Source organism: Runella sp. CRIBMP (assembly GCF_009905605.1).
In the GTDB taxonomy this organism is placed as follows: domain Bacteria; phylum Bacteroidota; class Bacteroidia; order Cytophagales; family Spirosomataceae; genus Runella.
This window is the reverse complement of the sequence record NZ_JAAAKZ010000005.1, coordinates 236,968-258,213: the sequence shown is the minus strand read 5'-3', so window position 1 is coordinate 258,213 and position 21,246 is coordinate 236,968. Positions and strand designations below refer to the sequence as shown.

The window sequence follows — 21,246 nt, the reverse complement described above, 5'->3', positions numbered from 1 at the left end:
ACGGGTTAGGCGTATGTTTTGTTCTGCAAACGAGTCATTCTGAGAATATTCAGACGCTTCACGTCTCCGCTACAAATCCTTTTTGTTGAAAATGCGGGTAGCCAAAGCTACGGGCCAAACCACCCATACCATCAGCACCGACAGCGCGATGATGAGCCCGTAATTGGTGCTAAAAAAATCCTGAAAAACGGCTCCCGTGAAGCCCATTAAGGCCGAAATGTCCATTTTCATCAAGACCATGATGCGTGCCAAATCGGTGGGATTAAGGGCGGTCAAGAAAAGCATGACTTTTTCGAGTGGATAATCGCTGAACGAAAACAAGATGCCCAGCACTAAACCGTCGTACACCAAGGCAAAGTAAAACCAGATGACCAAGGACAAGCCCATTCCTTTGGCTTTGTCGCGGGTGATGACGGCGGCCAAAAAAGCCAACGATACAAACGAAAGGGTTAAAAGTAAGCCGCTTATAATCAAGACAATGCCGCGTTCGGTTCCTTCAAAAAGCATTGTCGGAATACCAACCCCCACCAAAAAAGCTAAACTCAACGAGGCCGCTACCCCGATGTATTCGCTCAAAAAAATGCTTTTTCGGCTCAACGGTTGTGCCGAAAGTAGTTCGATAAATTCGTAGGAGTTATAAAAATGAATGGTCGAAAAAATAATACTGACCAGCGGCACCACCATCAGAATGATGTTGAGCAAGCTCAAAAGCCCTTTGTTGGGGTCGGGGTCGAAGCCAAAAAAACTGAAACTCACGGCCGCCAGCAGCAAGGTATAGCCCATGACAAACCGATTGCGGACGATGTCGTACAGAACGTATTTGGTAACTTTGTTCATAATTGCTTACCCACTAAAGGGCTTTTATATTTTTATTGCTTCTGCTCGTTTAGACAAAACTGCCGTTTTTGACATGATTTGTGCAATAGCCCGTCCCAGTTTTTGTTCGCCAGTTCCGAGTTTAAGGTCATCTACTGAGCTGTAAAATTGTACGCTGCCGTCTTGCAAATACAGCACATCGGTGGCAAGTTCGTCTAAGTCAGACATGACGTGTGAGGTAATCAGAATCAGCTTGCCGTTGCCGTGTTCACGTTGGATTTTTTCTTTCAACAACTCGCTCGAAAGTGGGTCTAGACCAGCGGTGGGTTCGTCCAAAATCAGGATAGGTGGACTAAACAAAAAGGCCAACGCGGCACTGACTTTTTGCTTGGTTCCGCCCGATAAGGTGCCCAGTGGTTTTTCAAACATATCGCGCAAACGAAATGCCACTACCAAGTCTTCGTCCAATGATTTGGGGGCGTTTTCTTTTCGTAAATCCGTCATCATGTCAAACAATTGCTTGATTTTTAGATGGGTAGGATAACGACCGATTTGGGGCATGTACCCGATGTGGGCGCGGTAATCGTGACGATTGGCGATAGACCGACCCTCTACGTATATTGTTCCGCTATCAGGGACTACCATCCCGAGCAATGTTTTGATAAAAGTTGTTTTTCCCGAGCCGTTGGGGCCAATCACCGCCACCACCCGCCCTTGGGGAAGGCTTACGCTGACATTGCGCAATACTTGCAGCTTGCCAAACGATTTGTTTATGTTTTCAGCGCGAATCATGGGAAGGGATGCTTGAGATATGGTTTAAGGTGTTGTTTTTCAGGTGTTTGTTTGAGAAATACGTTCTCCGCTTTACTTTTTCCGATAAACAATCGGTTTCATCATGGGTGATTCATCTTTCATGCTTTCGGGGGTGATGCTCGGGATGATTTTTTCGATGCGGTCCAACAGCGTCACGGTAAAACTTCGGAGCAGCATCATGGCTTGTGGTATGCGCTCAATCACGCTTGCGTAGAGACTCACGGGGCGGAAGGGCACATCGCCAATGCCGTCCCGGTTGAGGTCGTAGCCTTCGTATTTATCCCAATAGTTATGGGCTACTTTGGTTAAAACCACATTGCCGTTGGTGGCTACATCGAAGGTATTTCCTTTGAAGTTGTTGTAAACCAACGTATTGTCGTCGCAATTGGCCTGAACCCGAATGGCGTAGCCGTTTTTGATGAATTGATTATGGGAAAACACCGAGCGACTACATCCTTCCATGTATACGCCGATGGTGTTGATGTTGAATGTATTTTGCTCAATGTGGCTGTCGGAGATGTCTTTCAACAATAGCCCGTAGGCTGCGCCCCCCCAATTTTGCTCAAAAATGTTGTGCTTCATGGTCACAAACTTTGTGTACATGACGGCGACCCCTGCTCCGTTTTGGCGAAAGGTGTTGTAGAAATAGCCGTTTTTATGCGAAAACATAAAGTGTAGGCCATATCGAATGTTTTGATGGCTAAAATTGCGTTGGATGATAGAATTGGTCACAAACTCAAAATAGATTCCGTCGCGGTGGCCCGCTACTCGGTTGTTTTCAACCCGAATGCTGTCGCATTTCCAGGCGTGGATGCCGTTTCCAGTATTTTGCTCTTCTTTGGGATTGCCGCGCACGTCGTTTTCTTGCACCAAACAATGGTCGGAGGCCGAGAGATAAATGCCGAAGTAACTGTTTCTGACGCGATTGCCGATGATGCGTACATGTCTGGATTCCAGTACTTTAATGGCTGCCCAGTCAATCATGCTCGTCATGCCTACGTTTTCAAAATGGAGTCCTTGGATGGTAACGTCATTGGCGGTAATGGTAAAAATCTCATTCTTAAACTGCCCGTCGAGTACGGGAAAGTTTTGACCGATAAGGGTTAGAGGTTTGTCAATGATGATGTTATTGATGCGGTATAAACCCTTATGAATCAGAAGTGTATCGTAGGGAAGGGCTTGTTCAACGGCTCGTTTGAAATTTTGAGTAGGACTGATTTTCCAAGTACGGGCTTGCGCGGAGAAACTCGTTAGAAAGAAAGTAGCGTTTAAGCAAACAAAAAGAAGGAACGAAAAAGCAGGAGCGTATCCGTTTTCTGACACAGCTTTGCGCGGAGTTTTAAAACCACAGCTTTGCACAGAGAAATGTTGAGGATACTTCTTGTGACTCCGTGTAAAACTCGGTGAAACTCTGTGATCTAAGAGAAGAGAATGAAACAGTACGCTCATGGTTGGAATCGTTTGTGAGTACCCTATTTTGTGGCTTAAAAAATGGCAACTACTTCTTTCCAAGTCAGCATTTTTGCTTGAGCAAACTCGGCCTTGTTGGCAGTAGCGAAGGATTTGGGGCTGAATGCCGCCACATCGCCGCGCATCGGGCTACGAAAATCTTTGCTGCTTAGAAAAACCGCCGTTTTTACGTCAATCAATTCGCCGGGAGCGTTGTAATCATTGACCACCAAAAAAGCGAGCGTTGATTCGTCTAATTTGTTGATTTTCATGTACTTTACCATGCAACTTAAGTCGTCAAATTTAAAGGTCTTGCCCTTGTCGGTGACGATTTCGGCGGCGTATCGCTTGTCTACGATGGTCATTTTGCAAAACTCGCAAGCGTCTTTTCCGTAGCGAATCGGCTCGGTTGCTTGGGTACAACTTTGTGAAATCGTACCCAAACCGATGATGGCCCAAAGAATGGCTGGTTTTATGACCGTTTTTTTGACGAATATTTTTTCTGAAAAATAGAATTCGTAGATAAGGGCCATAACAACTACTACACCCAGCGCCACAAACACCCATCCGCCCACGTCGGGCATCGAATATGCCCCAAAATTGAGTAATTCTTTATAGCCGATAAGTGGTGGCTGATACGCCATGCCGGGTACTTTGATGGGTGCGTCGTCGCTGAGGTTATGGCCGTATTCGTAGCCCCATTTCCAGAAATCATACAGCGCCACAACGCCCGCCAATACAATCAATACGAAGTAACTGACCAGCATTTTTCGATTTTTTAGCAAAGCAGTGAGCAGCCCGAAGACGATGTAAAAGCCTACGGCATAAGGCAATATCTTAAATTCAGGAAACATTTCTTCCTTGATGTGGGCCATACCGATGTAGTGGTTCAGTCCGTTGATGATTTCTACATCGCCCGATAATTTGGAGAGCCAAATTTTCATAACTAAGCCTTCAGGATACTGCGGTGCCCATAGATCAATGCGCCAAAGCGGAACGAAATAGGTTGCAATCAATGCCAACGAAGCTACCGCTATGCTGGCCCTTGAGATGTTGTGGATTGGTTTCATCGAAGTGTGTTTTAATTGCGTCAGGGTCGAGAATGCCACCCTGACGCAACTATTTTTTAGCGTTTTGCTACTTTCTGTTCTGCTTCAGCTGTTGGGTTTTTGCCCGTTCCCCACGAGAGTGGGATTTTGCTACCAGCGGGTGATACGCGCACGTATCCCTGCATTTCTTGGTGGAGTGCCGAGCAGAAGTCGGTGCAGTAGATTGGCGTAACACCTACTCTGGAAGGTTTCCATTTGAGGGTACAAGTTTCGCCCGGCATGATGAGAATTTCGGCATTGTTAGCCCCGCGTACCGCAAATCCGTGGGGTACGTCCCAATCTTGCTCTAAGTTGGTGACGTGAAAATAAACGTCGTCGCCCATTTTTACGCCTTCGATATTATCGGGTGTAAAGTGCGACCGAATGGAGGTCATGTACACGTGTACCTCATTTCCTTTACGTACCACTTTGGCTTCTTTTTCTCCTTTAGCTACGTAAGGGTGGTTATTTTCTTCCAATTTGAAAATCTTTCGTGAGTTCTTTTCGACCAAAGAGGCGGGGATAGCTTCGGCGTAGTGTGGCTCACCAATGGTGGGGAAGTCAAGCAATAGCTTCATTTTTTCACCCGAAATATCGTACAACTGCGCCGATTGAGTCAATTCAGGGCCCGTAGGCAGGTAGCGGTCTTTGGTGATTTTGTTGTACGCTATCACGTATTTTCCGTGTGGCTTGGAGGTGGGTCCGCCCGGAATCGAGAGGTGGCCTACCGAATAGTAGGTGGGCACGCGGTCGAGTACTTCGAGCGATTGAAGGTTCCATTTTACCAATTCCGACGAAACAAAGAAGGAGGTAATGGCATTTCCTTGTCCGTCAAATTCGGTGTGCAGTGGCCCTAAACCTGGTTTTTTCACTTCTCCGTGCAACACAGCTTCGTATTTCAACACGGGAATTCCGTCAAAACTACCGTCAAATGTTTTTGCGGCAATCGCTTGTTGGATTTTATCAAAAGAAAATACGGGAATGACGGCGGCCAATTTGCCCGAGCCTACAATGTAGCTACCCGTTGGGTCAACGTCGCAGCCGTGCGGAGACTTAGGACAAGGCATAAAGTACAGCATGTCTGGGCACTCTTTGGGGTCGAGTGTCATTACTTCGTTGATGATTGTCGAAGTAGCGGAGTGCGTTTTTTCGTCGTAAACGTTGTGCGCAAACTTCGCGGCTTCTTTCTTGCCTTTGCCTTGGGCTAAATACTGTTCGGCTTTTTTCCAATTGACGGCCAAAATAAAGTCTTTGTCTTTTTGCGAAGCATTTACTTCCAGCAAAGAATTGGCTTGTTCAGTGTTGTAGCACGAGAAGAAAAACCAACCGTCGGATTTGCCTTTTCCGGCGCGGGCCAAGTCAAAACTTACGCCTGGGGTTTTCAATTGAAACTTAATAGCCATACGCCCCGTGGTTTTGTCGATGCTGACAAAGCTGATATAGCCTTTGAAGTTTTGTTTGAAACTATTGATAGATACGTCGGCGTTGGCATCGGGGGGCACCGAAAAGCGCGTTCCAGCCACGGCGTATTCGGAGTTGGCGGTGATAAACGGCGAGGAGTGATTGCCGCCCGAGTTGGGAATTTCGATGATTTCGTCGGTACGAAAAGTAGAAAGGCTGACGCGGGCAATGCGCGGCGTATTGTTGCCGTTGATAAATGCCCACTTGCCGTCGTGTTCACCGTTGGTGGTCGAAAGTGCCACGTGGTGAGAGTCATCCCAAGGTACAAATCCGTGTGAGGTATTAAGCATGGGTTTGGTTTCTTCGCTGTACCCCCAGCCATTTTCGGCAAATTGGGAGAAAACAGGAATAATGCGCAATACCCGGCCCGAAGGTAAACCTACGACCGAAAGCTGTCCGTTGAACCCTCCCGATACGATGTTGTAGAATTCATCGTGCTTGCCGGGGGCCACGTATACTTTTTGGGCGGCGTCACCAGCGAGCTCGGAGCCGCCAGATTTGCCAGCATTGTCGGGTTTGCAGGCAAAAAAGCCCCCTGCCAGCACCGCCAAAGCGATACTGCTGATATTAATGATTTTCATTGAGTTATTTGTTTTTGATGTTTATATTTTCGGTCTGGGCGACCCCGTCTGGGCGACCCCGTCTGACCCTATCCTGAATTACTGCAAACTGCTTACTACAAACTGCAAACTCACTTTTCCCCGTCGTTTTTGCGCATAAATTCAATGATGCTGCGGGCTTCTTCGGGGGTGATGTTTTGGTTGGGCATCCGCACGAGGCATTGCTCTAGGAGTTTTTGGGCTTCGGCGTCTTCGGCGAGCATCATGTCTACGTTGGTAATCATGTTGATAATCCACTCGGGTTTACGTTTTTTTGTAACTCCAGCCCAGCCAGGGCCTACAATGCGGTCTTCGGTGAGTTTGTGGCACGATGAGCATTTGAGGTCGTAGATATCACTGCCCACTTTGATCATTGTTTGGTCGAGCGGGTTGGTAAGCTTTACCTCTTTGACTTCGGTGCCGTGGGTTTCGGGCTGGTCCAGAATGGCCGTTGAGTCAACTTCGGGGGCTTCGGCACGTTGTTCGGCTCCCTTGCCCGAACAGCCATACCAGATCAGGGTGGTCAGGAGCAGCAGGAACTGAATGGAAATAGGTTTCATCTTTATAGTTGATTTTAGATTTGAAAACAATGGCTTAGTAGCCTTTTGGTTTTACAAACCTACGACCCGACCTACCCCGATTCTTATGGTTTCGGTCATAAAGAATAGCAGACTTTGAGCAGTAAAAATTAGTTATAAATACTAAGTATTTTTACTCAATAAATAATTAAGCAAATTTATTCACGCAAAGTCGTAGTGGCGCAAAGAGTAAAAAGGTTGATTATTTAAAACTTAGCGGCTTAGCGGCTCTGCGTGAAGTATAAATTAATTTTGCACATTTACTTATGTATAAAAAAAGCCCCAATTGGGGCTTCAAAAGTGACGAATATCGTTTTTTTTAGTGGCGTACTATCTTATGGTCCAAAAGCTCTAGTTCACCTAGAGCTGCTAGACGTAATACTTTTTTTATAACAGTCTCTACCCTCAAACCTGTCATATCGGCAATGGCCTGTCGGGTAAAAGGGACTTCATAGCACGGGGTAGCCCGGGGGGCTTTATCCTTGAAATAATCAATGATGGTCAAAATCCTTTTTTCAGGATTTTGGGTATTCATGGCGTTGAGTAGCTTGGTCTTGTGAAAAAGCCTGATGGCTAGCATTTTAGTGAATTCAAAATGAACCCCGGGGTTGTCGCGCAATAACCTTAAATAATCAGCTTTTTTAAGTACCCAAATTTTACAATTTGTGATGGCTTTGGCATTGGCTGGGTAGCAGAAGCCCGCGATTAGGGGAGGTTCGCCAAAACTTTCACCGTGCGAAAATAACCCTTGGATATAATCATTGTTTTCTCCCGCATTAAACAGTTTAACACTGCCTTCCTCTACTTGAAAATAGAAATGAGCGGGCCAACTTTCGTGAAATACGTATTCGCCTTTTGCAAAGCGATTAAGTGAAGCACCATATTGCTGAAGTAGAGAAGACGGAATCACTATCATAACGATATCGAGTAGTATATTTTACGAAAAATGAGTATATATACTAAGTATAGCTATGACTTATGTCAGTGTTTGTCCCTTAGACGCTACTTCGGTCTTATTAATTTCTGTGATGGAGAAGTTGGCACTCAAACAATCAGGAAGTCGGTTTATTTTGGAAAACACAATCCTTAAGATTTACGTTTTGCAGTTTTTGATAAGCTATCACCTCCATAAATTCGGGTACTTCTTTGGGTCTTGAAACCACAAAACCCAAAGAAGTATCATTCAATTAAAACTTAACTCCTGCCGAAACATAGAACGTACGACCGTCGGCAGGCATTAAGCCTGGGCCTGGGTAGCCACCCGCGCGTCGGGTAAAGTAGCGCTTGTCAGTTAGGTTATTCACCCCAGCTTTTAGGTTATAGTGTTTCAAAAATTTGAAACTTGCCGAAAGATCTTGTACCGTATAAGCGGGAATCACTCCCGTAGTAGCGGCAGAATTGGCTGCTTCCGTATTGGAGGCATCGGCGTAAGCCTTTCCAATATCGCTCAATTGCCAAGTTGCCGAAAATCCTTTTTTGTTGTATGTCACGCCAAAACGGTTGATTTTTCGGGGGGCGTTTTCTACCCTTTTTCCTGAAAGATTTCCTTCTACTACCTGCCCATTGACCACCGAAGTAGTTTTAAAATCACGGTAGGTTGCATCAATGTAAGCTACCGAAGCAAACACGCTTACATAACCTATTTTAGATTTTTTAAAGAATGCAGTTACGGGGTCAAACTCTACATATCCCTCAAAACCTTGACTCACTGATCGGCCCAAATTTGTACGGAATTGATAACGTTGATTTTCTGCGTTTGTTTGTGTGATGGTCCCTATGCGATTATCATAGTTTACGTAGAAATAATCAACATCAAAGTTTAAATAATTGCCTACTTTTCCGCGATACCCAAAGTCAAAATTATACCCACGAGCATCTTTTAAGTTTTCATCAATAATATCTGTAGTAGCGGGTGGTGTCAGGTCTGAAATCAAAACTGGGCGATACGCCTGCGAAATGTTTGAGTAAAACTCTGTTTGTGGGGTAATATGGTACTCGAGTCCACCGCCAAAAATCATAAAACTACGATTACGAGTGATGGGGCTCAGCAAAGTTGGGTTGCCATTGGTAAGACCAAATTGGCCTTCCATTGTAGAAGTAATATTTTCTACTCTAGCACCCAAAGTCATTAAAAATTTGTTGTTAAATCTGAAAATATTCTCCACAAAAGCCGCTTGATTGGTATTCGTAAAATCTAAATCTCTCGGATAGACCCCTTCTGAAAGGTCAAAATCCATCGTTGTTTTGCTGGTGCCTCTTCCTTGTTGTTTACGGTCAATGTGGCCACGGAAGTAACGCAAGCCCGTTGCCAATGTATTTTCTTTACCGAGAAATTTATAATCACTCAAAAGCCTGAGTTCCGAGCCGAAAGTCGTATAAAAATCTCGGTCTACTTGACGAAGAGAAGTTAAGTTATCGTCCTCAGTAATGGCTCTAACATTGCCCACACTATTACGCTCTGCGATGGTTGAAAAGGCTTTGAAACTAAGTTTAGTTTTGGGACTAAAAATATACTCAGCGTTTATACTCGGAATAAACCAGGGCGTGCTGAACCAATTTCTCGAACGTAAACTCTGACGAGAATCTTGGGCAAACTGAGCATCAGTCAAACCGCCCGCCTGCTGGATTTCGGTCATCATATATGTGGCTTCAACGCCCACCTTCAGTTTGTTTGATATTGCATAGCTCAACTCAAGGTGAGCATGATCGGTATCAAAACGACTATTTTCACGCCAGCCATTTCCCATACGCTTCTGATAATAAGCCGTATAACTTAAACGGCCCTCGGTACCACCGATGTAATTAAATGTACTGAAAAGCCCATTGCTGCCCGTAGTATTCTGCGACTCAACCGTAAAACGCGTAGAAATATCTGGCTTACGAAGCACAAAGTTCATCAAACCCCCAAACTGAGAGCCGTATTGAAGTGAAGAAGCTCCCCGCACGATTTCTATGCGGTCAACTACCTCCATGGGTGGGGTATAATAAGCTTCGGGATAGCCCATTGGGTCGGGAGTAATGTCGTAACCATTCATTCGTGTATTGAACTCCCAAGAGCGATTAGGGCTCAAACCCCGTGATGCTACCCCAAGCTGCACACCCGAGCCGTCATTTTCCCATACCGAGATGCCTGGTGTACGGCTAAAAATCTGGCGGCTATTGTTCATTGCTAAATTGGCATTGATGTTGTCAAGTTTTATCACCTCATTCTTCTTTGTAGCATTAATTGTATAGCCATCCACCTCAGCTAAATGTTCGTTGCCTCTTACACCTTTACTACCAGCGACTTTAACGTCTTTGAGCGTGTATATTTCCTCTTCTACGGTAAAATCTAGGGTTTTTGATTCGTTTTCTTGAAGAGATGTCGCTATTTCTTGATTTTTTAACCCAACCCCCGAAACTACTACTACGTAATTCCCAGCTTTTAATCCTTTAATGATGTACTCACCGTTTGAATTGGATTGAACCCCTCTCACTGTTCCTTTTAATGTTACACTCGCTCCGATGATGGCTTGTTGCGCTTTATCCCTAACCTTCCCTATAATCATAGTTTTCTGTCCAAAAGCGGTTATCCACACAACCAAGAGAAGTAAAATTGTACTAATTGAAGACTTCATTTTTGTATTCTTATCTTTGTTTAGACTTATTATAAATGAAGTCACAAAGGTATAGGACAGATATTGTTGTGCAAATATTTATTTAGATTAATTTTAAATAAAATGAAAAACTAAGTTATCACTTTAAAAAGAGCACTTTAAAGGCGGTGTGCAAATCATAGGAGAGGAAGTCTTAAATTCTATCTATCAAGTAGCTCAGCAGAAAAAATAAATATATTGATTTTTTTTCAAACATCTGACTACCAGTTCAATAAAGTCTCATCCTGCAGGGCTGTGACGGTGTACTGTGATATTTAGCAGGGGTTACTTGGCCTATAACTTTTCATCAACTACGTAAGCTGACTCCTGTGTAGCAAGCAAAATTCGGGGCTCGTTTGAGTTTTACAAGTGCTAGAAGCAGCATCTACGGCATCTCTGTGGTAGAAAAAATGGCCTCTTATTTTTTTGAAGATAATTTAGCGGAGTTTTTCTGTAAATTCTGGGCTTTTCTGAGCAGGGCGGCTTTGTGTAAGGCTTCCTCTTTTTCGGTCACCAACGACCAACCGAGCTTGAAAGCAATGCAAATAAATACGCCTAACATAACAAACAGAAAAAAGGACGCTTTTACATTTGACCGATGGACAGTCGATTGAAGAGTTTGGGAAATATGGAAAAGTAAATATAGCTGGGATAAAAACATTGCCGTCACCATGCTTATTACGGAAATTGGCAGCTCTTTCAGGATGGCTTTTGCTGTTTTAAAAACATGCTTCAGAGGTGGGTCGACCAAAACCAGCTTCCCATTGGTACTAACATAAGATTTTGAAAGTTCAGAAGCCGCGTTTGAAGGTTTCATAGGTCAGGTAATAGAATGAGCTGAAAACAAAATGAGTAGGTTTTCTATTCCTCTATTTATGCCAAAAGTAGAGAATAGCCAGCCGAAACCTCCACAAAACTAGATTGGCTACCTGCAATAACTGAACGACAGACTATTACATTTCACAAATGTAACGATATGGTATATTTAAAATAATGATTTAAGTCATTATTAATGTACAAACATCTATTTGAGCATACAGATTTTCGTTGATTATCAGTATTCTGAATGAAAAACTTGAGGAAAAGCCACATAGATTATTTTATACAACAATGTTGTTATCACTTCAATGGGCTGCTTAGAAGACACGAGGTTATTGTGGGTAAAGGACATAACCACCGAAAAATTGAAAAGAATAAGTTTTTGGGCGCGCCCTAAAACTTATTCTGTAGGGTTGTGTGTATTTGAAGCACGGGTATTTTGTAGTGGTTCATGCTTCAATAATATACGAGAACTAGGTGCTCAGAATTTTTACCATTCGAAGCATATCTTCGTTAATGGGTTTTGGTAATCGAATGGTATCCCTGAAAGGAGTATAAACGATTTCGTTGTGGATAATTCCGACCATCACGTTTTTGTGATCGTTCATGAGGCCTTCCACGGCTCCTAACCCTAGACGGCTTGCCAAAATCCGGTCATAAGCCGTCGGAATACCGCCCCTTTGGATGTGCCCTAGCGTGGTTACTCTAATATCAATGTCGATTTCAACCCTTGATTTGATTTTTTCGGCTACTTCGGCGGCGTTGCCTTCTTCATCTCCTTCGGCAACCACAATGATAGACGAAGATTTTGACCGGTTCCAGCCCTGCTTAAGGGTTTCGACAACCTCCGAGATTGGCGTCAGTACTTCGGGCACCATTACGATTTCGGCCCCGCCCGCAATTCCTGATTGGATGGCAATGTAGCCAGAGTCACGGCCCATTACTTCAATGAAGAACACGCGGTCGTGTGAATCGGCCGTATCTCTGATCTTATCAATGGCTTCCAACGCTGTGTTTACGGCGGTATCGTAGCCAATGGTGTAGTCGGTGCCATAGAGGTCATTGTCGATGGTTCCTGGCGCGCCTACGGTAGGAATGCCGTATTCGTCGTAAAAAATAGTGGCACCCGTAAACGTTCCGTTTCCGCCGATGGCAACGAGTCCTTCAATTCCGAATTTCTGTAGTTGTTCAAACGCTTTTTGACGACCTTCTTTGGTCATAAACTCTTTGCTGCGGGCCGATTTAAGAATGGTTCCGCCACGCTGTATAATATTACTAACAGAATGAGAAGTCATCTGATAAATATCGCCGGCAATCATCCCATTGTAACCGCGACGGATACCGTATACTTCTATTCCGTAGTACATAGCAGTACGGACCACAGCGCGGATACAGGCGTTCATACCGGGGGCGTCACCGCCGGAGGTAAAAACCGCAATTTTTTTAATCATAAGTTAGGCATTAAGGTGGTTGCTTATTTTGGCAGGGCGCAGTATATACCAAACCGCATTCTACTAAAAACACACAAATTTATTTTCTATTTCGATGAAAAACCGAATATTTTGAAATTTTCTTGAAAATTTAACTTGCTTTCCTTTGGGATGAACCCCAGCACAGTGCTGTGAAGCAGGATTTTATCGTCTTGTTTTGCCCATTTTTGGGCTTTGTATATTCATCAAATCCAACGAAAACTTTTTTGGTATTAAACAAACCCAATTCGTAAAATTACTACTTTTGCCTGAATGCTATAAACTTTAAATTATGTAGAGAAACATTGCTAAACTACCTCTGATTAGGCAATTATTGCTGATTTATACCGTAGTAGGGTGGGGCAGAGTTTTGTAAATATCTCGCCATCATGTGGATTCATTTCAATACCAAACTTTACGAATTTGCGTTAAAAACAAATTGCAAGTTTTTTTATTTTCATAAAGTTCGCCCAAATCATTGGTCCCTAGGGGTAATTATTACCTTGGCTTTTGAGCAAACCAAACCGTTTACTAAACCTCTTTAACAAATCACTATTTTCGCCCTTCAAATCGAATAAGGAATCATAATCACATGAAAAAAGGAATAAATTTTAAATCATTAGTGCCGCACCTGTTGGTTATTTTGGGCTTTGCCATTTTGTCGTGGGGATACATGAGCCCAGTTTTTAAAGGAAAAGTACTGATTCAGACTGACCCACTACAAGCCGCCGCTTCGTCGCATGAAGTAGCAGACTATTTCAAAAAAACGGGTGAATGGTCGGGGTGGACCAACAGCACATTTGGTGGAATGCCAACGTATTTTATTTGGGGGCGACTTTCAAAGGGGGCAGTGGCACCCATCGGGATGTTTACCAGTCAATTCGGACAAGGCAGCTATATCTTCTTTTATCTGTTGGGGGCGTATTTGCTGCTTATTGCCCTCGAATGCGGTCTGTGGGCGAGTGTTTTGGGGGCTGTTGCCTTCGCTTTTTTTTCGTACAATATCCAAATCATTGAAGCGGGGCATATTTCTAAAGTAAATGCACTCTCTTTTGCACCTATCATGATTGCGGGTATGGTGTGGGCCTATCGGGGGCGTAGTTGGCTGGGTGCTTCGGTATTTAGTTTTGGATTGGGGCTGGATTTATGGGCAAACCACGCGCAAATCACCTTCTATTCGGGGCTTTTAATGGTTATTTTAGGGCTGTTTGAACTGGTAAGGGCTTTTCGTAAAAATTACATTGGTAAGTTTATCCTCGCTACGGTTTTTATCGCGGTATTCGGCCTAATCATTGTGGCAAACAACACTTCTACGTTGTGGACGACATTGGAATATACCAAAGAAACTATCCGGGGCAAATCGGAATTAAGCCCTAAACCGGGCCAGAAAAGTACCAGTGACGGCCTCGACCGTGACTATGCCTTCAACTGGAGTTACGGCAAATTGGAATCGTTGACGTTGCTCATTCCGAATTTTTCGGGGGGAGCGTCGGGGGGCGAGCTAGACGAAAAATCGGAAGTATATAAAACCCTCGGTCGGTACAATATCCCTCCCGAAACCGCTTCGCAATTTGTGCGTCAAATCTCTACGTACTGGGGCGACCAGACATTTGTTGGCGGAGGTATCTACGCTGGGGCCATCATTTGCTTCTTGTTTGTGCTGGGGCTTTTCATTGCCGACAACCGCTACAAGTACCCTTTTGCGGTAGCTTTTGTGTTCTTCCTGTTTATTTCGTGGGGTAAAAACCTTGCCATTTTCAATTATACCCTGTTTGACTACGTTCCGATGTTTAACAAATTTCGGGCGGTGAGCATGGCTATGTCGTTGGTGCAGCTGTGTGTGGCGGTTATTGCGGCCTTGGGGGTAAAAAGTTTGTTGGCAAATAAGCCCAATTGGTCGGAGCTAAAGCGTCCTTTTTATATTAGTTTAGGACTGACAGGAGGCGTCGCGCTCTTGTTTGCGCTGATACCTGGCTTGTTTGATTTTAGAAGCGAAAACGACCCCCGTTTTGTAGAAAATCTTACGCAGCAGTTTGGCAATAACCGGGCCGCTGCCAATGAAATCTACACGGCATTATTGGCCGACCGTAGTGATATGTTGAGAGCAGATGCCTTTCGGAGCCTCATTTTTATTCTCCTCGGGGCGGGTTTGGTGTGGGCGTATGCCAACCAAATGCTCAAAAATGTGACTGCCGTGGCGGTGCTATTGGCAGGCTTGGTTTTGATAGATATGTGGGCCGTTGACCGTCGTTATCTGAATAACGATAGCTTCCAACAAAAATATTATTCATACGACGACCTGTTTCAGCCTAGCCCTGCCAACCTTCAAATCATGCAGGATACTGACCCTAACTACCGTGTCATTGACTTGACAACGAGTCCGTTTCAGGATGCAAAACCCTCGTATTTTCATAAATCTCTGGGCGGCTATCACGGTGCTACACTGCGCCGGTACCGCGAGGTAGTAGATGCCCAGATGTCTAAGAATAACATGGCGGTGTACAATATGCTTAATACCCGCTATTTTATAGTACCAGCTCAGGATGGGCAGCCTACTGTACAGCGCAATCCCGACGCCTTGGGGAACGCGTGGTTTGTGAAAGAAGTGAAGCAGGTAAACAATGCCGATGAAGAATTGAAAGCACTGGATGCCTTTAATCCTCGTCAAACGGCATTTGTTGATAAGCGTTTTGCGGATCAATTAAAAAGCGTGAATCCGCAGGTTGATACCTCCGCCACCATTCGATTGACCGATTATAAGCCCAATCATTTGACCTATGAGTCAGATTCAAAAGTGGCGCAGGTGGCGGTCTTTTCCGAAATTTATTACCGGGGAGGAATTGATTGGAAGGCTTACGTAGATGGGCAAGAAACCCCGCATTTTAGGGCCAATTACATTTTGAGAGCCATGACAGTGCCCGCTGGTAAGCACAAGATTGAGTTTAAATTTGATCCTCCTGCCGTCAAAATGGGGCAACAGATTGACCGCTTTGCGGCTGCTGCCTGGATATTGCTGTTGGTAGGGGCTATTTTTATGGAATATCGCCGTAAACCTACTGATGATTTATAGGAGGTAGACAATGTTTAATTTTAAGGGAATCTGGTTATTGGGCCAGATTCCCTTTTTTGTTTCGGGCATAGATGCGTACGTCTTCCAATTCTTCTTTAAGCGTGTAGTTGTCGGCTATGTATTTTGCTAAAATCGGGAAACGTTCGTGGCCGTATTTTGAGCGGTCATTGATCCAAATGGCTTTTTCTCCTACCGCATCCACAAAGACTGACGGCTCGGTTCGCTTCAAATCGTTTAGGTATCTTTCCAGATAAATAGGTTGCAGAGGTTGCTTTATGGCACTTCGGGTGGTATGGTTTTCATTGACTCCCTGCGGCATTTGGGTATCGACATAAAACGTACACGACCAGCCCCATACGGCTAAATAATCCCCCTTATTTCCATATTTTAAAATAGCAGAAGACACTTTTGCGTTACTGACGTCTTCATTGCGTGGATAATGCGTGTAAGTATTTGTAGGTTGATGAAGAAGTGTTTTTTGCACTAAAATAACCAAAAAAACAACCTGAGTAGAAAGAACAATCCATCGTGCCTCCGTTGGGATATACTTCATAAATAGACTCATCAGTAGCAGAAAAGGCAGAAATAAGAAGTGGTTATAATGGTCGTAAAAACTTCCTGTGCGGGTTATGGCAATGTCGGCCATGACTAAATAAGCGCCAATCATCAACCAAAAAAAAGAATCTAACGAAAGAGAACGAAGGCTTTTTTTTCGAAAAAAAACAATGACCACAAAAACGAAAGCCAGCAAACAAAAAGGAAGAAATAGCCATTCAAAACCACTGCCTCCCCGAATGATGACCCACGGAAGTCGGAAAAAATTGAGGAGTGGACTTCTACTGTTGGCGGTAGCTAAGGCATCTTTATATTGAAAATTGGCTTGAATATAAAAAGTCACAAAGTCGTCCAAAACGTTATGGCTCAAAAGAAACAGACACCAAACGCCCCACACCGCTACAACACTACCCATAAGCACTGCCCCGTAGCGGAGCATTTTTGATTTCTGAAACAGAAATAGTTGAATAAAAGCAAACACTCCCACCACAAAAGCCATGGGTAACACCTGAATTTTACAGAGCGGAAGCAGCCCGAGCAAAAAACCAAAAAGGATGAGTTGGAGGGTAGTGAATTTTTTATGGGTTGACCAATAGGCTAAAAACCAAAGACTTATGCTCAATAAAAAAAGGGAGGTCGTTTCACTGTAAAAACTGACAAAATCGGCTAATTGGATAAAACCTGTAAAAGCGATAAATGGCAGCATAGCCCACTGAGCGGTTTTTTTGAGGCCCAAAAAAGTGGCGGCGTGATAAGTGAAAAACAACGAAATCAGGGTAATCACCCAACCCAATAGATGCGCTAAATGAAAATTGAGGGTAACGCCAGCGTACGCCAAAACCGCCAAAAAATAGCTTGTCAAGGGACCGCCCGTGGTGGGGTCGACGGATTGATAAATGATGGGGTCAACAGCCAGCGTCAATCCCTGTGCTAACACTTGACTCTCGTCGGGGTCGAGTTCGTAATTGAATAGAAAAACAGGTAAACGCATAAACCCCGTCAATAAAATCGTAATTGTATAAAAAAGCCCATTTGAAAGCGGTTGCCGTCGTAGCAATAACCAAACACTAAAAATGGCTAAAAGTACATGTCCTGTTATCCAAAAATAGGTAGGTGAAGAATCAAACTGCATCCAAATTGGCGTCATAAAACGAAGGGGATTACTAGGGTTTTGGGTATTAGAAAGAGTTAAAAGTACTGCATAGTATGCTCAATTTCGCAGCCAAAAATCGAATTATTACCCAATTTATAAGGTTGTTTTAGAATTTCGCGCATAAATTCTTACCCCGTTTACGGTGGCTTTTAGGGTATAATGGGTTGAAATTTCTTTGGCTAATGCTGGATAATTTTGGTGACCGTACTTATCAGGGTCTTCCATCCAGAGGGTCTCGGTGGTAATGGCATCCACAAAAATAGCTGGTTTGGTGCGCGTCATATCGCGAACATACCGCTGTAAATACACATCTTGAAGCGAATGTTCCATCGCGCTTCTGACGCTGTGATTTTCGTTTACACCCTGTAGCATCTGCGTTTCAACATAGTATTGACAATCCCAACCCCAAACCACAAGGTATTCACCAGGCTTAGCATATCTTAAGATAGTACGGCCAACGGGACTTAATTCTTCCATTTCGGAAATAAAGGTGGGATATTTATTTATGCCTTTTTTAGTGATGGTACCGATAAGCAAATGCGAGAAATAGATGCCTTGGGTCAGTAAAACAATCCAATTCCATTGAGTAGGTAACGAACTCAAGAAAAGGCCTGCTAGGAGGCAGCAAGGCAAAATAAAATAGGTAAAATGGTGGGGATAAAAACTGCCCGTGCGGATAACTGTGATGATGACCATGACCACATAAGCTACAATAATGGTCCAAAAATAGTGTTTGATTATCAGGGTTTTCCAATGCTTTCTTTTGAAAAATACAAAACTTAGAAAACCTACCCCCAAGAGGAGTATAGGCAAAAAGAAATATTCGATTCCTTTGCCGTTTGTGTAAATGATGAGGGGAAACATAAGCAATAGCCTGAGCGGAGACTTGGGCGAATTGGCCACGAAATTCTTTTTTAGCAGGGCATTGGCCTTGATGTAGTAAAAATAAAAATCTTCCAGCACTCCGTAGCTCCACATGTGCGCCAACCACGCACCCCATACACCGAGTACGCTCAACGTCAGTACAGATGCGTAAACGAAAAATTGCTGTTTGTGAAGGGTGTAAATAAAGAAAAGACAGCCCACGCCTAGCACAAAAGCCAACGGAAGAGCCTGAATTTTACACAGCACAATCAGCGCGGTAGATATACCAAAAACGGTAAGCTCAAATAAACGTACCTTTTTTTGTTGGTGCCAACAACTCATTAAATACACATTCAGACTTAACAAAACGATGGAGAGGCTTTCGCTGTAATAATGCAGATAGTCTTCATCCTGCCCAAAACTCACAAAAACCACCGCTGGCAACAAGGCCAATTGGGCGTAGAGGCGTAATTGCAGTCGTTTGAGGGATTGATAAATCAACACCAAAGAAGCAAATGTAAGCGCCCAACTAAGCACATGGGCCAAATGAAAATCAAGTTTGAATCCCAGTAGATATAGAAAAGTGAGTAAAAAGCTATTACATGGTCCACTCGTGGTAGGGTCGACGGAACGGTAAAGAATAGGATCGTATGCCAACGTTAGGCCTTGGGCTAAGAGCTGGCTTTCGTCGGGATTGAGTGGTAAATTATATAAAAAGACAGGAAGTCGCATCAGCCCAGTGACGGCCCCGATAGCAAGTAAGAAAACCCAATCGGGAAGGGCTTGCTGGCGGCGAATCAACCAAAAACTTACGACCCCCAGTGCCAAATGGTTTAGCAGCCACCACGTGGTAGGAGAGGTATCAAAATAAATCCAATTCGTTGGAGTCATAGATAAAGGGACTGTAGCAGACAAAAACAGTGCGTATTCAACAATTAGCCACAAAAGTAAGAATTTATTGCAGGTTGTGATGTTACATTTTGGGTGGAGAAAACCCCGCAAAAAAAGGGCAGACCTAAAGCCTGCCCTTATCAAATCAAATTCTAAATCGTTGATGTTATTTTCCCAAAAAGGCTGTCTTGCAAGAGACTTGACGGAAAACAATCCCTCCATTGTGGGGTTAAAAACCTAATCCTACCGCCATGGCGCGCACGGTTGGATTGCCTTGTAGGGTAGAGCCTAGGGTTGCAGCTCCCGTGGTCAAGTTAATGGAATAAACGCCCGTTGTTCCTCCCGCACGAAGCAACGCATAAGCCGTGTTGCTGGCGCCGCCTATGTCAAAACCATTGGCACTTTCCACTTGGATGCCCAATGAGCCTACCAAGTTTAGTGTTCCGTTATTGGGTGGATTTTGGGTATAAAGCATGGCGTTGCCTCCCGCAGGCGTATCAATGTCATACAAGGTGGTGGTCATGGTGCCCGCAAAGTTGTTGGTGTAAGCGGCGGCGCTGACGTTGGCCGACATGATGCTCAATTCCGTGTCTACATTATTGATAGCGCCCGTTACGGGGCTTACGCGCAAATTTTGCCGTGTATTGCTCACTACCCGAATCAAGTCGGGTACGGGGTTAAAATCAAACCCAAAACTTGTTCCTGATAAAGCAGGCGTGAAAGGCCCTGCCCCTAAAGCCGTAGCGGTATAGGTGGCGGTATTGGCGGCATTGACCGTAAGTGTATAGATTCGGCTCGTGCTGCCCAACGCGTACAACTGACCGTTGGAAGGACGGAAATCAATGCCAAGGATGCTCTCACCCATTTGCAATCCCATAATGGTTTTGGTGGTGGGAGTGACGGGGGAAGCAGCGATTGGGTTGAAAATGAGTAGGTTGTTGGCGTCGTCAATGGCGTAGGCAACAGGCTCCGTTGGAATGGCGATACCAATGATGTTGGCTGGAAGGTCGCCCAGCTTTTGGAGGCGGCCCGTTGACAGATTCACCTGATTCAATTCGGATTGCCCAAAGACAGTTACGGCCGCGATGGCGTCGCCGTTGGGGGAAATGTCAAATCCTGAGGTTCCCGTGATGTCCAGACCAAGGGTACCTACTTCTTCCAAGGTTCCATTGTTAGGCGGATTTTGGCGGTAGAGGCGGTCATTGACGGGGTCGATATTGAATAGTGTCGTACTAGTTACGCCCGCTCTGTTGTTGGTGTATGCTCCCCCAGTAATCATCGCGCCAGGTGCGCCATTGATAGCTCCATCTACTACGGCAACAGCGCCTGTTTCGGGGTGGAGGCGTAAATTTTGGCCCGTGTTGGTTACTAAGCGAATACGGTCTACGGTTGGATTAAAATCAAAAGCAATCATGGTGCCATTGATCATTGGATTCAAAGGGTTCATTCCTACCATGCGGGCTGCGCCAGACGTAGGATTAATGACGTACAAACGGCTGTCGCTACCAACGCCATACAACTGGCCCGTAGCGGGGCGGAAATCAATGGCGCGTATTTTTTCTCCCGTTGGCAGTCCCGAAATGGTCACCGTTGAGGTGGGAGTACTCGTGGCCCGTACATTGATAAACATCAATTGGTTGTTGTCGTTAAGGGCATAAAACGAAACATCTGGCAGTGTCTGAGGCGACGGCGGTAAGCGGTGATCAGTGCAAGAGTTGAGCGCAAGCAGCGACGTAATGGCTGCAACGGCAAACAAACGTAGATGTTTTTTGACGTGGAACATGATACAAGGTTGTTAAATAGTGTTAGTAAGATACCTATTGGACAACCGTACCTACGTAGAAAATTTACGCCTGGATTTTAAGCATTGGACTCGCTCAATGGCATAAATGGGCGAATGTATGATAAATAGTTGAAGAGAATAGCAGGTTAAAATAACCTTTTGATTTATAAATAGCCCGATATAGGCGATGGATAGTAGAAGAA

The 21,246-nt window shown here is 44.5% G+C and carries 14 protein-coding genes; 1 reads left to right on the top strand and 13 read right to left on the bottom strand.

The features are described from left to right. Window positions 1-69: 69 nt before the first annotated feature. From GVN20_RS15965 to pfkA, 10 genes are all read right to left on the bottom strand, one after another. Window positions 70-837, bottom strand: a complete 768-nt coding sequence (locus GVN20_RS15965; RefSeq protein WP_166559304.1) for an ABC transporter permease subunit — start codon at window positions 835-837, stop codon at window positions 70-72. A 24-nt stretch (window positions 838-861) separates the two neighbouring features. Continuing rightward, window positions 862-1,608: an ABC transporter ATP-binding protein gene (locus GVN20_RS15960; RefSeq protein ID WP_166559303.1), complete on the bottom strand. Its 747-nt coding sequence runs from the start codon at window positions 1,606-1,608 to the stop codon at window positions 862-864. Between the two features lie 72 nt (window positions 1,609-1,680). Beyond that, window positions 1,681-2,952 carry a nitrous oxide reductase family maturation protein NosD gene (locus GVN20_RS15955; RefSeq protein ID WP_166559302.1) on the bottom strand — a complete coding sequence of 424 codons (1,272 nt, stop codon included), beginning with the start codon at window positions 2,950-2,952 and terminating at the stop codon, window positions 1,681-1,683. Window positions 2,953-3,113: 161 nt separating this feature from the next. Beyond that, window positions 3,114-4,148, bottom strand: coding sequence for a nitrous oxide reductase accessory protein NosL (locus GVN20_RS15950; protein WP_166559301.1), 1,035 nt, complete (start codon window positions 4,146-4,148; stop codon window positions 3,114-3,116). Between the two features lie 56 nt (window positions 4,149-4,204). Further along, window positions 4,205-6,208, bottom strand: a complete 2,004-nt coding sequence (gene nosZ / locus GVN20_RS15945; RefSeq protein WP_166559300.1) for a Sec-dependent nitrous-oxide reductase — start codon at window positions 6,206-6,208, stop codon at window positions 4,205-4,207. A 110-nt stretch (window positions 6,209-6,318) separates the two neighbouring features. Further along, window positions 6,319-6,786, bottom strand: coding sequence for a c-type cytochrome (locus GVN20_RS15940; protein ID WP_166559299.1), 468 nt, complete (start codon window positions 6,784-6,786; stop codon window positions 6,319-6,321). 337 nt (window positions 6,787-7,123) lie between these two features. Continuing rightward, window positions 7,124-7,720 (bottom strand): Crp/Fnr family transcriptional regulator, encoded by a 597-nt coding sequence (locus GVN20_RS15935; protein WP_166559298.1) that lies wholly within the window; start codon window positions 7,718-7,720, stop codon window positions 7,124-7,126. 271 nt (window positions 7,721-7,991) lie between these two features. Next, the gene (locus tag GVN20_RS15930) at window positions 7,992-10,421 is read right to left on the bottom strand and encodes a TonB-dependent receptor (RefSeq protein WP_166559297.1); all 2,430 of its coding nucleotides are present in this window, start codon (window positions 10,419-10,421) and stop codon (window positions 7,992-7,994) included. A gap of 436 nt (window positions 10,422-10,857) precedes the next feature. Continuing rightward, a complete protein-coding gene (locus tag GVN20_RS15925) occupies window positions 10,858-11,256 on the bottom strand; it encodes a hypothetical protein (RefSeq protein WP_166559296.1) in 399 nt (132 codons plus the stop codon). 475 nt (window positions 11,257-11,731) lie between these two features. Next, entirely contained in the window at window positions 11,732-12,706 is a 975-nt protein-coding gene (gene pfkA / locus GVN20_RS15920) for a 6-phosphofructokinase (protein WP_114070472.1), read from the bottom strand. Window positions 12,707-13,319: 613 nt separating this feature from the next. Between pfkA and GVN20_RS15915 the strand changes: the two genes are divergently transcribed. Continuing rightward, the gene (locus GVN20_RS15915; RefSeq protein WP_166559295.1) at window positions 13,320-15,797 is read left to right on the top strand and encodes a YfhO family protein; all 2,478 of its coding nucleotides are present in this window, start codon (window positions 13,320-13,322) and stop codon (window positions 15,795-15,797) included. A gap of 34 nt (window positions 15,798-15,831) precedes the next feature. On the opposite strand, the gene GVN20_RS15910 is transcribed toward GVN20_RS15915, so the two are convergent. The 3 genes from GVN20_RS15910 to GVN20_RS15900 form a co-directional block, all read right to left on the bottom strand. Beyond that, entirely contained in the window at window positions 15,832-17,499 is a 1,668-nt protein-coding gene (locus tag GVN20_RS15910) for a hypothetical protein (protein ID WP_166559294.1), read from the bottom strand. A 99-nt stretch (window positions 17,500-17,598) separates the two neighbouring features. Next, window positions 17,599-19,260, bottom strand: coding sequence for a hypothetical protein (locus GVN20_RS15905; RefSeq protein WP_166559293.1), 1,662 nt, complete (start codon window positions 19,258-19,260; stop codon window positions 17,599-17,601). Window positions 19,261-19,489: 229 nt separating this feature from the next. Then, entirely contained in the window at window positions 19,490-21,043 is a 1,554-nt protein-coding gene (locus GVN20_RS15900) for a DUF4394 domain-containing protein (RefSeq protein WP_166559292.1), read from the bottom strand. Window positions 21,044-21,246: the final 203 nt, after the last annotated feature.

Excerpts from the sequence above, each read along its gene's own strand:
- GVN20_RS15965 (WP_166559304.1), bottom strand. The coding sequence starts at position 837 with ATGAACAAAGTTACCAAATACGTTCTGTACGACATCGTCCGCAATCGG.
- GVN20_RS15935 (WP_166559298.1), bottom strand. The coding sequence starts at position 7,720 with ATGATAGTGATTCCGTCTTCTCTACTTCAGCAATATGGTGCTTCACTT.
- nosZ (WP_166559300.1), bottom strand. The coding sequence starts at position 6,208 with ATGAAAATCATTAATATCAGCAGTATCGCTTTGGCGGTGCTGGCAGGG.
- GVN20_RS15960 (WP_166559303.1), bottom strand. The coding sequence starts at position 1,608 with ATGATTCGCGCTGAAAACATAAACAAATCGTTTGGCAAGCTGCAAGTA.
- GVN20_RS15940 (WP_166559299.1), bottom strand. The coding sequence starts at position 6,786 with ATGAAACCTATTTCCATTCAGTTCCTGCTGCTCCTGACCACCCTGATC.
- GVN20_RS15910 (WP_166559294.1), bottom strand. The coding sequence starts at position 17,499 with ATGACGCCAATTTGGATGCAGTTTGATTCTTCACCTACCTATTTTTGG.
- GVN20_RS15915 (WP_166559295.1), top strand. The coding sequence starts at position 13,320 with ATGAAAAAAGGAATAAATTTTAAATCATTAGTGCCGCACCTGTTGGTT.
- GVN20_RS15950 (WP_166559301.1), bottom strand. The coding sequence starts at position 4,148 with ATGAAACCAATCCACAACATCTCAAGGGCCAGCATAGCGGTAGCTTCG.
- GVN20_RS15930 (WP_166559297.1), bottom strand. The coding sequence starts at position 10,421 with ATGAAGTCTTCAATTAGTACAATTTTACTTCTCTTGGTTGTGTGGATA.
- GVN20_RS15905 (WP_166559293.1), bottom strand. The coding sequence starts at position 19,260 with ATGACTCCAACGAATTGGATTTATTTTGATACCTCTCCTACCACGTGG.
- GVN20_RS15900 (WP_166559292.1), bottom strand. The coding sequence starts at position 21,043 with ATGTTCCACGTCAAAAAACATCTACGTTTGTTTGCCGTTGCAGCCATT.
- GVN20_RS15925 (WP_166559296.1), bottom strand. The coding sequence starts at position 11,256 with ATGAAACCTTCAAACGCGGCTTCTGAACTTTCAAAATCTTATGTTAGT.